The organism is Ferrimicrobium acidiphilum DSM 19497 (genome assembly GCF_000949255.1).
GTDB classification, from domain to species: Bacteria; Actinomycetota; Acidimicrobiia; order Acidimicrobiales; family Acidimicrobiaceae; genus Ferrimicrobium; species Ferrimicrobium acidiphilum.
The window spans coordinates 39,492-53,061 of the sequence record NZ_JXUW01000013.1 but is presented as its reverse complement, the minus strand read 5'-3'; the positions used below and the strand labels follow the sequence as shown (position 1 = coordinate 53,061).

Here is a 13,570-nt window from a genome sequence, read left to right as displayed (position 1 = left end):
CCATGCAGTGGTTCGTAAAAGTGGTCCATGGCGGGCCCTGCTTGACGATGTAGCTAGCGTTGAACGCTCTGGTATGGCGGTCTCCGTCGGCCTGCGGTGCGCTCTGGGGATGTTACCTCCGCTTATCATCGGTGTGGCGACCGGCTATGTCGGAGACGGGGTTAGTGCCGCTGTTGGTGCACTTGTTGTTGGCTTTGTCTCCTTCGAGGGTCGTTACCGGAGCACACTACGCAATATGATGTTGGCCAGCGTTGGCGTGACGGTCTCTGCCTTTGTTGGTGCGATTGCGGCCCCTCATCTTCTGCTACTGCTTGTTGTGCTCGCTATTTGGGGATTTCTTGCAGGAATCGCCGGCGCTTTTGGTCCAGGGATGTCGATGGCCGCGATGCAGGCCGTTGAGGTGTTGGTAGTCTTTAGCTCGCTTGGTATGGGTATTGAGGGCTCAGTCGTGCAGTCCCTCTGGGTGCTTGGCGGCGCGCTACTGCAGATTATTCTCCTGGTGCTCACTTGGCCGACCCGACGACTAGATGGGGAGATGGCTTCGGTTGGTGAGGTCTACCGACGCTTGTCGAACTATGCGAGATCTAGTCCCCGAACGGCACCGGCCGCCGATCAACTCACATCTGGTGCCGACTGGCTCGGTGATCCCAATCCGCTCGGAGACCCATCCGCCATTGTGGCCTTGAAGGAGTTGTTTCAGCTCGCCCAGGACATTCGACTCTCGTTGAGTGCTCTGGTTTTTGAGGCCCGGGGCGAGTTTGATGAGGCCGAAACCGAGTCGCAATGGGCAATTTCCTTTCTGCAACAGGCGGCGGTGTTACTCGGCGCCATTGGAGATCAGCTCAGTTTGTCTACCTCTCTAAAGGCTAAGGTGCGACTGTGGAGTCGTCGACATCGCAGGCTCTTTGTGAGATCTTTGGACCTGGTTGCGCCAGAAGCGGATGCGTCTAGACCCATTCTCGGTCTGCTGGCTCGTCAGCTTGATCGTGCGCTTCATCTGACGAATGAGGTAGCTACAGCGGGTTCGCGCGTTGTGCTGCCAGGGCTGAATATCGGTAATCAAGGATCGTTGGACGAAACCTTGAGGCGACGACTACGCGGCCTAGGCAAGGTGCTCGCCGCCGATTCCGAGTTGTTGTTTCACGCCGGCCGACTCGTATTAGTGCTGGTTGCTGGTACATATTTGGCGCACGCCTTCGGGTTGGCCAATGGTTATTGGGTTCCAATGACGGCGGCCGTGGTGCTTCAAGGCGATTTCAGTGGCACGGTACAGCGAGGGTTGGCCAGACTTGGCGGGACGCTCATAGGGGCGGTGGCTGTGACGGAGCTGGCAGCATTGGTGGTGCCGAGTCACGGCGTCCTGATCGTATCGATCGTTGTGCTTACATGGTGTACCTACGCCACCTATCGTGCCAATTATTTTCTCTACAGCATATTTCTGACCTCTGATGTGGTCGCGATGTTCGCGATTATAGGATCTCCGGTAGGTTCTACCTCTGAGGAGCGGGCGATAGCAACAGCCCTCGGAGGGGCGGTGGCTATCGCTGTTTTTATCTTGTGGCCCACCTGGCGGCGACGTCTTTTGCCAAAATCGCTCGCTGCGATGGTGAGGACTCAAGGTGCGTACGCGAAGGCCGTGCTTAGTTGTTTTGACACTACTCATGCCGATGACGACGGAGTTTTAGATGTCGAGGAGCTCCGAGTGCTTTCGGTGAGTGCCCGTTCCTCGAGACAGCTAGCTGCCACCCTGCTCGAGGGCATGTCGACTGAACCAGGGACACAGCAAGCGGCAGTCGCGACTGCTGGTGCCATTCTTTCACAGGTGAACTTTTGCGCGTTGCTCGCGCTAGCACTCAATGCGGAGCTCTTAACTGAGCACCAGTTCTTTAGTGGCATGATCGAGCTTGGTAATGCAATCGAGCAGCTTGCCTGTTATCAGGCCGATCGGCTAATGTCGTTTGGCTCAATGTCTGATCCTGAAGAGGTCGGGCCACCACCTCCGTTCCCCAGTGATCTAGTTGCGTCGACAGTCCTCTATCGACAGATCCTTGAGCTAGTCAGTAGCTTTCAAGAGCTTGGTGCACTCATTGAACAGTACGGATCGGTTGTTTTGATGATTTAATATGTGGATCATCCTGGCAGAGCGATGACTTGTAGTTGCGAGTCATTGACGTTAGATAATGCGCATGGCTCGCTCGGACCTGATTAGTGGACCGAACTGGCCGACCGATCGGCCGTGGATTCGGCCGATCGGTCGATTTAGGTGGTTCCAACTAGGGTAATGGTTGCGCACTCGGGGAGAGTGACTGCGGTTCGGCATCTGTCCATCAACTGTCAAGGTGGCGAGCAGGAACCGCGTTCTGTTTTGTGAGTAGATTCGCGTTAACCGTTAAGACTCCAGCGTGATGGCATGTAGTTTGCATAAGGGTTGAGAGGATTCCACCCGGTGAGGTGCTTGTTTACTACCGCGATCGCGTAGTCGCCTACCGTCCACCAAAGGCCTGCCACCTGTTTGCTTTGATAGTTCTCGACCTGGTAGAGCCGGGACAAACCAGGTAGATCGTAGGCGGCGTTCAGTAGATGTTGTTCCGTGGGGTTATAGTATCCGCCGCCCCAGTAGTTGCCCTTGGCAAACTCTACACCGGCTGTTGGGACGAGTACGTATTGACCAAAGTCCTCTTGGGCTCCATAGAGAGCGATGCCCCAATTGCACGGGCCAGGAGGACATACGCCTGCTGTCGAATACATCGTGCTCTGCAGTTGTGGGTTGAGTTTGATTGTGATCCCGGCTGCGTGAGCTGCGGTAGCAAACGCCTGTGCCTGGGCAGCGAGACTCGCACTTGGTGTTGCATACATCATAGAGATGGTGAGTGGTGCGCCCTTTTTGATGCCAGCACCGCATTGATTGGAGCCAGTTCCAGGGTTGACGCAGGTGGATGGTCCCGAGGCGGAGAGTCTCCAGCCATGGCTCGTCAGCAACTTCCGCGCTGCAGCAACAGAGTATGGATAGGGATCGTGATGCAGTTGTGGGCTTACGTAGTTCGATCCCGCATAAATCGGAGCTGATCCGTAGTCGAGCATGCCAAACCCATGGAGTGTCGTCTTCAAATAGAGCGGCTCGTTAACGAGGTGTTGGAGAGCTTGGCGTAGGTATAACTGATCGACGAGCTGACGATAGGGGCCCGTGTAGCCGAGTTCGGCAATGTTGTCATAGAAGACCTTCCATGGCTTAATCGAGTAGCCGTGGGTCTTGAAGTAGTTTGACAGTTGGAGGTCGGAGGTCGGCAAGTACCCGAAGTCGACCACTCCTGAACGTAGAGCATCAAGTTCAGCTGTCGCAGAGGTGAAGGAGTAGATCTGATAGCCAGCGAGCTTGGGTTTGCCGGCTCCCGTGTAGTGCGGATTGGCTCGAAACACGGCATGATAAGTGGTCGGATTGTAACCGGTAAGCTCCCACGGCCCATCTACGTTCTTCCATAGAGGGTTGGTTGCATAGGTGCTAAGTTGGCCTGACTCCTTATAGAGGAAGTCGATCACCTTGGTTGCACCACTTGGTGTCGAGGCGACATTGCCGACTCTACAGGTAAGGCAAGTCTTATCCCAGCTCTGGACTGGTAGCGGATAGATCCAGGTGAGTTGATTGCCAGTGAACCATACCGGGTTGTATGCATGGTTGAGGTGGAGTGTGAACTGGTACGACCCTTGATAGCTGACGCTGGTGATATCTGTGGGCATGCGACCAGGGAGATACGGGGCATAGTCACCATTTTTGGCACCAGCAGCCTCGAGTTGAAAGAAGAACTTGATATCTTTGGTGGTTACCGGTTGACCGTCGGACCAGGTGTAGTTGTGACGAAGCTTTATGGTAACTGTCTTGTCGCCGTTGGAGTAGATAGGCGCAGTTCCGATCGAAAGTGGATAGTTGATGCCGGTGGTTCCGGCGCCTCCGACGTAATACAAGGGTCTGTAGAGGCCGTTTGATACGTTCGAATTGTAGTTTTCGTAGTTAGCCTCGTTTTCGAGCGGGAGTATCCAGCTGAATTGATCGCCAGCACCCAAGGCATACGAGGCGACTCCACCGGAGGCGACGGAGTGTGACGTCTTAGATGGCGACGAGTTAGCGCAACTTGCGAGGAGGAGCGCAGCCACTAAGAGGGCGATAACCCCACCGAAACCCTTCGGCCTTTGAAGCCGAGACATATGCGCTTTGCGTTGCCGCAATCTCCGATTGGGAGCAAAACTCCGAGGATTCGAGCATTGCATAGGTGTTGCCGATGGAATTGACATGTCGGTCATGGTTGACGTCCCTCCGCTAGTACTAACTAGATCAGGTTCAACAGGTCTTTCTCAGCTCGACGTCGTCGAGCACCCTGCGTCACTGGTTCCACTTTACTTGGCGTCATTCAAGAGACCGGCATCTGATCACCTTTTGTTGGCTCTAACAAGTGGGGTAGAGCTAGTGACGTGATCAGATAGTCCTGGTCACTTACCAAATCCTCAACCAACTGCGAGATGTAAGGCTGGCTTGGATTAGTTGATGACCGCCTGCCCGTGAGCACGCAGGTAACGTTCACGGATGGCTAGTGGGATGCGTCCCTTCGCTGGTATGTCGATGTCGTGTGCGCTAGCCCATTGGCGGATCGCTGCTGGTGTGGGCTTTGGTTGGACCGATGCGGTTTCTAGAGTAGTCGGTGGTTCGAGAGCGAGGTGGTAGGCACCGGCCAAGTAGCGGTAGGTCCACTCTTCGGCGAGCTTTCTATTCTCGCAGAAGACGACGGGCACCTCGGGCCAGCGTAACGCGTAGTCGGCGATAGCATCAAAAATGAGGGCCGGGCGCATGAAGGTTGATTGGAGAATCGCGGAGTAGCGCGCCTCCACGACTACGGCGGCGTGCGCAAGAGTAGCGAGCTGGCCGATTGCATATCGAAGGCGGCTGTTTGACAGACTGCCAATGAGGTCATCGAGGGTCTTTCGCTCTACGGCGGCATAGAGCTCATCCTCACGGTAGATGCCATAGTCGCCACAGGACAAGGCTCCGCGCGTGGTTATGACCGATCGATTGCGAAATTGGTACGGATAGTGCTCTCGAGTGTCGACGGTAATCGGCACCTCGGTGACTCCACGCGCTCTTGCCTGAGGGATCGAACCCTTTGGTCTAGCCTGGCGTTGCGTCCTCGGTGACTGCCAGAAGATCATGTCGCGCCCACGCGCGACTGTGAAGACGAGTTGGGAGCGATTTTCTCTAGCTCTATCGACCACGATGTCGATCGCAGCTCCCCTGCGGGCGCACGAGAGGAGCGCAATCTCTACCACTAGTTCTGGGTTCTCGGGCCAATCAGCCATTGAGGCTGGATGACAGTAGAGCGCCTTGGTGCGCGGCCAGGTATCCGAGGTCTTGACGACTATCCCACCATCGACTGGGATCATCATTAGGTAACCTAATGCAGAAGAGGTATCTGGATTGCGTGCAATGGCAAGATAACGCAGTCTATCCATCGAGCTATAACTCTACCATCGTGATTGTGTGCAATCGTTACCTTGCGAGTTTGGCAAGTGAAGAGCTGCCTGGGTTTTAGCGTGACCATGCCCAAACCGGCACAACTACCGCTGGAGAGTTACCCAATTGCGAGGTCGGATGAACCATCGTAGTTAGTTAGGGATCTATATGATAGAAGTTCTTATGAGCAGCTAGGATTTGAGCCTTTGAACATAGGCGCCGGCTGCTGAACGCAGAAAAAGAACGCCTATCCCGCAGGCAAAGATTGCAGGTATGTATCGCCAAGATCCGTGAACGTAAAGGCCAAGAGCTACGCCGCCGACTATCCAAATAGCCGCGACGATGCCGAGTATCAGCGGGACCGCCCCAGATCCGGGTTGTCCAGCTCCCGAACGTGAACCCCTGCCGCTATAACGATCTCCTGCCATGGTTTTACCCTAGCACTCTAGCTGCGTATTGGTTGTATCGTCATGGACATCAAGGCGTTCGCAGCACCGAGACGGCGAAGTCAGATGCTATAGTCCAGGGGCGTAGGTCCCAGGTTGCAAACCGATGTTCGAGCGTGAGATTAGCTTCTTGAGTGTCAATATCGAAGGTGGAGATGTCGTAGCCGCGATCGCGGCCAAACCCTACGGCGATTGCTGCCCCCGACTTCAAATGCGCTGCGATTCGCCGTAAGACCTGAGACCCGGTACCGATCGCAATGAAGGTCATAACGTTCCCCGCGACTATGGCCGCATCAAAGGGGTCGGACTCGCCAAGTGCGGACAGATCCATGGTGGCGAGGTCAGCCTGCAACCAGACGGGACCAGGATGATCCTCCTTCGCGGCTGCGAGGAGAATCGGGTCGATGTCGACACCCACCACGCTATGACCGCGACTATGCAGAGCGGCACCGACGCGACCTGGTCCGCACCCTGCGTCTAGAACGCGCGCATGTCTCGGAAGGAGCGCATCGAGAAATCGTGCCTCCCCTTCGAGATCTGCACCTTGGGCGGCAAGGCTCCGGAAGCGTTGAACGTACCACTCCGAATGTCCGCTTTCGTGATCGGTGACCCACCGGGGAGCCGGTTGGCTTTCTTCGTTGCTCACGCATTCAGGCTAGCCGCCGAGGGGGGCATCGACAGTTTGTTTCGCTCGATTACGACATTAACCCTGCCAGTGACTGGATCTCAGCCGGTGCGGTAGTAATCGACTATCACGCCGTGAGTGAGACGTAGCTCATCCGTCGCGGCGATGTGAACTGCGGCTCTAGCGCCAGCACGCCAGAACAGGTGAGTTTGCGATCTCCGATGCTGAGTCTTGGCTGTGCCCACCCTGCTTTATGGCTGAATTTGTGTCTGTCGTCACTTTGGGCTATGATACATTTCATACCGAGTCGACTGGGGTGTTTGGGGGACGCCTTGGTCGGCTCTTTTCTAACATTAACACGATTACTCATCGGCGGTCTGATAGTGGCAGCAGTTGCCAGTGTTCTTGTGATTACTCGTTCTTCGTGATTCGCGCTAGCAGCGCTTGGACGACGAAGAGCTCTGTACCGGCAAGACCTGTCGAAAGGTAGAGCTGTATGCCGCTCATGGGGGTCTCTTTTTCGGGCTCGTAGGCGGTCCAACCAGAGTGTGGCTGTAGGTCTGAGAGCGGAACAACTCGGGCTGGGTCGACAATCGAATCGCTACCCTCGACAGCCAGCTGTGCTATAGAGTCAGAGGTGATCAACTTGGCTCGCTGGTAGAGTACCTCGGGCAATTCAGAGGCGTCGCGTCGCTTGGGGCCGAGAGTGAAGATCGTGCAGGTTTCGCGTATCCATGCATCATCTATCACTGGTTTCGATGCTCCTGTGGCGATGATGAGGAGATCGACGTCTTTGCATGCAGCCTCTGGACTCTTCACTGGGTGGGCAGCGAGTCCGAGTTCGGTCTGCACGCGCTCGGCAAAGTCGGCATTTGCTACTGGGTCTCGCCGATACGAGCGAATCTCTTCGATGGAACGCACGGCTGAGATCGCCCATAGCTGTGCAAATGCCTGCGCACCTGCTCCAAGCACCCCTACGACCAACTTCTGGCCTGCTGAGGTCAGCCGTACGGCGGCAGCAGCACCAAGAGCGCCGGTCCGCCGCCGACCGAGCTCTGGTCCGACCACTATGCCCTCTAAATTACCATCGCGATCCCAGACGACCGTCAGCTGATCGTCACTTTGGGTTGGAAAAGTGCCATAGGCGCGGAAGCCGTAACCTCGGCTAAATGACCCGCTAGTAAAAACCAACGAACCCTCTCCCAGCGGGCTTTGGAGTCGGGCTGGAGCAAGAAGTGTTCCTGTGTTGTACTCCCGGAGGGCATGTTCTATGGCAGCATTAGCCAGTTTTGCGTCGAGGTGAGCCGAGACCATGGCATCGTCTATGAGTGCGACAGCCATCTTTCTAGAGATCTGCTACGTCGATTACGAGCTTCCCACGAACGTGACCATCCATGGAGGTGGAGAAGGCATCCTTGGTATTGGCGAGCGCGAAGCGTTCCTGGATCTCAATACGAAGTTTGCCGTGCTCAATTAGCTCGGAGAGTGCGTCCAGGTCGCTTGGCGATGGACGCACAAACACGTAGTGTCCTCCATGGGCTACGATGCTCGGATCTGCAATCGTGGCCGCTCGGCTGGATCCACCAAGTAGTCGCATGCCGGCGTTGAGTGATTCACCCCCATAGAGGTCGAAAACTGCGGTCGGCCGGGCTTTGGCTAGCGCCTCCTGATGATCGACACTGTGATCGATTGGGTTTGCTCCGAGCGATGCGAGGTACTCTTGATTCTTTGTCGATCCGGTCGCGTATACCGTGGCACCGAGTGCTTTTGCTATCTGGATCGCGAAACTTCCAACACCTCCTGCGCCGCCTATGACGAGCAGTCGATCTGATGCGTCCAGATGAAGACGGTGAACTAGAGCCTGGTAGGCGGTAAGGCCCGCGAGTGGCACTGCAGCAGCTTCGCCAAAGGATAGTGTTGGTGGGCGACGTGCCAACACGCGTTCGGGTACTGCGGCGAACTCGGCGAAGGTGCCGTGATGAACAAAGTCCATTCGCGCATACCCCCACACTTCATCGCCGACGCGTACGGCGGTCACAGACGGACCTATCTCTCTAACGATACCAGCGAGGTCCCAACCAGGGACCACTGGGAAGACTGAGGTCATGCTCTTGCTGAGGCCACCGGACATGAGTTTCCAGTCCACCGGATTCACCGATGCCGCCGCCACCTGTACCAAGACGGTGTCCGGGCCGAGCTCGGGTCGGTCAAGTTCGCCGAACTCTAGGACATCGAGCGCGCCGAATCGTTGATAGTAGACGGCTTTCATGCGTGGATTGCTCCTTTCGATCTGTCGTATCCAAAGAGTCTACGCTATTTGGTGGAAGCGCCGGGAAGAGGCTAGCCTCACCGGATGAAACTGCGATGTTGCCGACGTTGATCCACGCTAGAGAGCGTGCTCAGATTGAGATGTATTCCGCAGCTCTCCAGTGGTATTTGGCTGTTACCGACCGGTTGTGCCGTTGCTTAGCCGAGCTCCGCCTCGAGCTTAGCCAAGACCTCCGGATCTTCGAGACCTGTAGTGTCTCCACTCGTGTGGCCATCTACTACTAGCTCTTTAAGTAGACGACGAACGATCTTGCCTGATCGAGTGCGGGGCATTGTCGAGAGGAGATATACCTGTTTTGGACGTGCTATTGCACCGATCTCTTCGGTAATCTTGGCTTTGAGCGCGTCGACGGTAACGTCGGACGCTGAAGCAGATAGCGAGACAAAGGCCACCGGCACCTGACCCTTGGTCTCGTCGTCTACACCAACAACGGCTGCCTCGGCCACACCTGGAACGCTAAGGAGTGCGCTCTCCATCTCCATCGTGGAGAGTCGGTGGCCGGCTACGTTGATGACTCCATCGACTCTGCCTACGACCCAGATATGGCCATCGCCATCCACGAGCGCAGCATCGGCCGTGTCGTAACGATCAGCGCCGAAGCGAGTAAAGTACTGTGCTCGATAACGTTCAGGGTCGTTCCAGATGGTTCGAAACATAGTTGGGAACGGTTGGGTGATGAGGAGATAGCCGACCTTGCCTACACTGACAGGTTCCCCGGATTCGTCGACGATCTCCCAAGCATGACCGGGAAGAGCCAGACCGCAAGAGCCTGGTTTTGAACTAGTTATGCCAACCGCGGATGAGGTCCAAGCGCTGCCGGTCTCCGACTGACCGTAGGTGTTATTGATCTCCATGTTTGGGGCACCGACGTTGTCGTGTACCCAGTTCCACGTTTTGGCATCAAGAGGTTCCCCAACGAGGCCTATCAGTTTCAACGACGACAGATCGTGAGTCTTTGCCAACGCATCACCGTTGCGAGCCAGCATTCGAAGGAAGGTGGGAGCGGTGAAGATCTTCGTGATCTTGAGCTTCTCTATCAGCTCGTAGGCTCGATCGGGTGTGGGGTAGTCGAGAGCACCTTCATAGGCGACCATGGTAGCGCCGTGCGCCAGCCCGCCGACCAATTCAAAAATGGGGAATGTTAGCCAGCCGGTGTCAGCTGTGCACCAATAGATATCTTCCGGCCCGAGATCTAGCGACCAGAGGACGTCGTGGTAGGTGCCGACCAGGAAACCGGTACCGGTGTGAACCAGACCTTTAGGCTTGGCTGTAGTCCCACTGGTATAGATAATGAAGGCGGGTTCGTTCGCCTCGATGGCTACTGGATCTGCTCGGTCCGGGGTTGCAGCCAGGAGTTCGTCGAAGTAGTGATCCCTGCCGGCCTTCATCGCTACGGCCGCACCGGTGCGACGCACGACAACGACGTGCTCGATGCTAGGCAGCCTGTCGAGGACGGAGTCGAGTGTGGCTTTGAGTGCCACCGGTCGGCCACGGCGCATCGATTCGTCAGCTGTGATAACTACCTTCGCGGTGGTGTCGACGATGCGCTCTGCAAGTGCGTTTGCAGAAAAACCTGAGAAGATGATGTTGTAGATCGCGCCGATACGGAAACAGGCGTGGACGGCGGCAAATGTCTCCAGGAGATTCGGGAGAAATATTGCTACGCGATCACCCTTGGTGACGCCTAGATTGGCAAGAGCCTGAGCGAGCCTGGCGGTGGTATCCAGGAGCTCTTCGTAGGTCCACGAACGCTCGGAGCCGTCCTCTCCAATCCAGTAGAGAGCAATTTTGGATGGACTGGTTCGCGCATGGCGATCGATACAGTTGACGCTGACATTCATTGTGGCACCATCGAAGAAACGGTATCCGGTTGAGAAGTCACCACCAAGTGCAACACTAGCTGGCCACCCATCCATCCACTCAAAGGTGTTGGCTACCTCTTGCCAGTAGCCACCTAAGTCCGTCAAGGATCGCTGGTAGAGGGCTCGAAACTCAGCCTCACTACGAACTGGAATGCGCGAGGATGGCGGAAGGCTCGGCGCCACCAAATGGCTCTCACGAACCATAGGCGGCAGATCGGGTAGGCTCTCGCTTGCAGTAGTCATAACTCCCCCTTTGTACGACCCATTGCAGACAAGAGCCAATCTATCGCGGATTGAGCGCGCCGACAACCCCTGAGGCGCAACTCATCTACTAGTGAGGGCCAGCTACTCCTCGACGACTATCTCGTTGCCTCTATCGACCCAGGCGAGCGTCCCACCCGCCACCGAGATCGAGTCATAGCTGGCGCTTCTAAGCGCCTCGACTGCGTGCAAGCTTCTGCCGCCAGAGGCACAGATCACGTAGTGGCGAGAGCTGGGAATGGCGTCGAGGTGGTTAGCCAACTCGGAGAGAGGAATGTTGATTGCACCAGGGACATGGCCAGCCGCGTACTCCCACCTCTCACGCACGTCGATCAGTTCGATCTCTTCGCCGTAGATAGTTTCAAATTCATCGATCGAAATCTCGAGGCTCACACAATACTCCTTTGCCATCTCTGTATACCTATAAGGGTATTTCCATTCTATCTCGGCCACCATAACCGTGAGCGGAATGTTTAGACAGATTGCTGACGGTTACTCGACTGAGTCCATCCTGTTAGCGCTTTGGTTGACAAGTGGTGTCGATTCTCTTATATCTCCAAAAACCTCCCACTCCTCTTTCTTGGGCGAGTCAGGGCCAATTTCTGGAATCTCTCGGTTATGTCGTCTGCAATCCCGGAACTTAGGAGCCCTAACCACTGGAGGTGATTGACAGTCACAACGCAGCGAACACACTCGTATGTTGGGGCTCTACATGGTGGGCAGGAGGCTCTAGATCGCAACCAAGTGAGGAACGCCTGGAACTGATATGAGTTACATCAGCGAGCTAGTTCGCATTCACTATGGACTCGAGAAGAGTCTGGGTTGAGATCGCCTAGTCTCTCGGAATCTCGGATGTGAACAGGCGGTTTCGCATCTGTCGAATCGTTGGGAGTAGATACCTTGGAGCTACGCCCGCGAGGAGGCGTGTGCGCCCGTCCCCCTGCGGCTCTCTACGAGCCAGCCGATGGATGAAGACCTCTGTATCGCCCTGGTAAACCGGGTCAGTGGCCCAACGACAGCGGGACTTAAGATCAGGACAAAGAGACCCCCAAAGATGAGGCCGGCAACGACATCGCCGGGGTAGTGCATGCCTACGTAGACTCTGCCAAAGGCGAGAAAAACCCCAGCGATTGCAGCAAGGATGGTCATCAGCCTATCTCGACTCAGCCAGAGGCCAACGATGGTTGCTCCGGCTATGGTGGCATGCCCGCTTGGAAAGCTGAAGCCATGGGTTCGGGTGAGGAGCACCTCGACGTGCGCAAGTGTAAGGTACGGGCGCCGCTCAGCGATCAATGGCTTGAGTATGTAATGGGATATCCCCTCGGCGATCGCCGTTCCCCCTGCCGCCCAAAGTACCCTCGCGACTTGCCGATCAGGCTTGGGCCGCGAGCGAGCACGCCACCACGCAATTAGGAGCAAAATCGCCAGGACTCCAATGCCGCTTAGATGCGAGTAGAAGGCCATGAATCCATGTGCCCACGGGGTCGAGACCGCGAAATGATTGACATCACGGTAATACTGTCGATTCAACTTGACTATTTCAGGCACGCGACCTCCCTCAATGTAACAAAGTGCTCCCGATGACAGGAGTTTAGACAATGTTTGCCGAGGGTTCACTATGTTGAGTGCTTAGGGTCGCTTACAAGCGGCATTGATGGACACCGTCGCGAGACGGGCGCATTTTGGCCGACATTACTAGGTTGTGGCGACTTGGGATTGTCGGGTCGCATACCTGCTTCGGGCTTTCGACTGGATGCTACTCCGGGTTTCGATCCTCGGTTGCCTGGATGGCGGATCTCCATTCGTCGAACTCAGTGGCGATGATTCGTTCGCCGTTGATTCCGTGCGAGGCGTTGGAGGCGAGAAAGACTATTGCTGGACCCATGATCTCGGGTGGGAGTGCATGATTGCGGAGTTCTGGAGGTGAGTCCTCTGGGATCATGCCCGTCACGGTGACTCCCCCGGGAAGCAAAGTATTGACGGTTACGCCAGTGCCCTCAAGATCCTTCGCCATAATCGCGGCGAGCGCCTCGGATCCAGCGCGAGAGGGTCCATAAGGGACGAACCCTTTGCGCACCATCGTCTCGTGATTCATGGATATCATGACGATCTTGCCAGAGCCGCGAGTGACCATGCGCGGAGCGACTGCACGCGCTACTAGAAAGTATCCAGTGAGGTTTGTCGCGATTACTACCCGAAAACCATCGACTGGGACCTTCCAGAAGGGTAATGGATCCTCAAAGAAGCGAGGGTTAACCGTCCTCATCCCGATCCCAGCGTTGTTGACGAGCACGTCGAGTTCGCCGAAGTGATCATAGACCTCATCGACGGCGCGCTCGACAGCGTTGGCGTCGAGAACATCCATCTCGATGGCGAGCGCATCAAGTCCCGATGAAGTGAAGTGGCGTACGGTGGAGGTAAGACGGGTTCCGGCTCGCGCGCAGACCGCTACGCGCGCTCCTTGTTTGAGCAAAGCTGCAGCCATGGCGGCTCCGATGCCACTAGACGCCCCTGTTACCATTACCGTTTGTCCTCGCAAGCTATCCATGG

At 56.1% G+C, this 13,570-nt stretch carries 11 protein-coding genes and 1 riboswitch; of the genes, 1 reads left to right on the top strand and 10 read right to left on the bottom strand.

Features of this window, described 5'->3' with window-relative positions:
- Positions 1-7: 7 nt before the first annotated feature.
- Positions 8-2,122 carry an FUSC family protein gene (locus FEAC_RS07610; RefSeq protein ID WP_035389644.1) on the top strand — a complete coding sequence of 705 codons (2,115 nt, stop codon included), beginning with the start codon at positions 8-10 and terminating at the stop codon, positions 2,120-2,122.
- Between the two features lie 260 nt (positions 2,123-2,382).
- Here the strand turns inward: FEAC_RS07610 and FEAC_RS07605 are convergent, their stop codons facing one another.
- The 10 genes from FEAC_RS07605 to FEAC_RS07560 form a co-directional block, all read right to left on the bottom strand.
- Complete coding sequence (locus FEAC_RS07605; RefSeq protein ID WP_052566012.1) at positions 2,383-4,200, bottom strand: ABC transporter substrate-binding protein; 1,818 nt, start codon at positions 4,198-4,200, stop codon at positions 2,383-2,385.
- An 87-nt stretch (positions 4,201-4,287) separates the two neighbouring features.
- A riboswitch (TPP riboswitch) is annotated at positions 4,288-4,383 on the bottom strand.
- Between the two features lie 147 nt (positions 4,384-4,530).
- Positions 4,531-5,496 (bottom strand): ERCC4 domain-containing protein, encoded by a 966-nt coding sequence (locus FEAC_RS07595; RefSeq protein ID WP_035389640.1) that lies wholly within the window; start codon positions 5,494-5,496, stop codon positions 4,531-4,533.
- A 192-nt stretch (positions 5,497-5,688) separates the two neighbouring features.
- Positions 5,689-5,925: a hypothetical protein gene (locus FEAC_RS15190; protein WP_152623139.1), complete on the bottom strand. Its 237-nt coding sequence runs from the start codon at positions 5,923-5,925 to the stop codon at positions 5,689-5,691.
- Positions 5,926-5,974: 49 nt separating this feature from the next.
- Positions 5,975-6,589, bottom strand: coding sequence for a class I SAM-dependent methyltransferase (locus FEAC_RS07590; RefSeq protein WP_035389638.1), 615 nt, complete (start codon positions 6,587-6,589; stop codon positions 5,975-5,977).
- A gap of 390 nt (positions 6,590-6,979) precedes the next feature.
- On the bottom strand, positions 6,980-7,909 hold the full coding sequence (locus FEAC_RS07585; RefSeq protein WP_035389636.1) for a hypothetical protein: 930 nt from the start codon (positions 7,907-7,909) through the stop codon (positions 6,980-6,982).
- Positions 7,910-7,913: 4 nt separating this feature from the next.
- Entirely contained in the window at positions 7,914-8,837 is a 924-nt protein-coding gene (locus FEAC_RS07580; protein ID WP_035389634.1) for an NADP-dependent oxidoreductase, read from the bottom strand.
- 197 nt (positions 8,838-9,034) lie between these two features.
- Entirely contained in the window at positions 9,035-11,002 is a 1,968-nt protein-coding gene (locus tag FEAC_RS07575; RefSeq protein ID WP_035389632.1) for an acetate--CoA ligase, read from the bottom strand.
- Between the two features lie 102 nt (positions 11,003-11,104).
- Entirely contained in the window at positions 11,105-11,413 is a 309-nt protein-coding gene (locus FEAC_RS07570; RefSeq protein WP_201773866.1) for a rhodanese-like domain-containing protein, read from the bottom strand.
- Between the two features lie 513 nt (positions 11,414-11,926).
- Positions 11,927-12,568 (bottom strand): phosphatase PAP2 family protein, encoded by a 642-nt coding sequence (locus FEAC_RS07565; RefSeq protein WP_052566008.1) that lies wholly within the window; start codon positions 12,566-12,568, stop codon positions 11,927-11,929.
- Between the two features lie 208 nt (positions 12,569-12,776).
- Positions 12,777-13,568, bottom strand: coding sequence for an SDR family NAD(P)-dependent oxidoreductase (locus FEAC_RS07560; RefSeq protein ID WP_035389631.1), 792 nt, complete (start codon positions 13,566-13,568; stop codon positions 12,777-12,779).
- Between the last annotated feature and the right edge of the window lie 2 nt (positions 13,569-13,570).

What these genes read in the sequence shown, in the direction of transcription:
- FEAC_RS15190 (WP_152623139.1), bottom strand. Translation starts at nt 5,925, where the DNA reads ATGGCAGGAGATCGTTATAGCGGCAGGGGTTCACGTTCGGGAGCTGGA.
- FEAC_RS07580 (WP_035389634.1), bottom strand. Translation starts at nt 8,837, where the DNA reads ATGAAAGCCGTCTACTATCAACGATTCGGCGCGCTCGATGTCCTAGAG.
- FEAC_RS07595 (WP_035389640.1), bottom strand. Translation starts at nt 5,496, where the DNA reads ATGGATAGACTGCGTTATCTTGCCATTGCACGCAATCCAGATACCTCT.
- FEAC_RS07575 (WP_035389632.1), bottom strand. Translation starts at nt 11,002, where the DNA reads ATGACTACTGCAAGCGAGAGCCTACCCGATCTGCCGCCTATGGTTCGT.
- FEAC_RS07560 (WP_035389631.1), bottom strand. Translation starts at nt 13,568, where the DNA reads ATGGATAGCTTGCGAGGACAAACGGTAATGGTAACAGGGGCGTCTAGT.
- FEAC_RS07605 (WP_052566012.1), bottom strand. Translation starts at nt 4,200, where the DNA reads ATGTCTCGGCTTCAAAGGCCGAAGGGTTTCGGTGGGGTTATCGCCCTC.
- FEAC_RS07585 (WP_035389636.1), bottom strand. Translation starts at nt 7,909, where the DNA reads ATGGCTGTCGCACTCATAGACGATGCCATGGTCTCGGCTCACCTCGAC.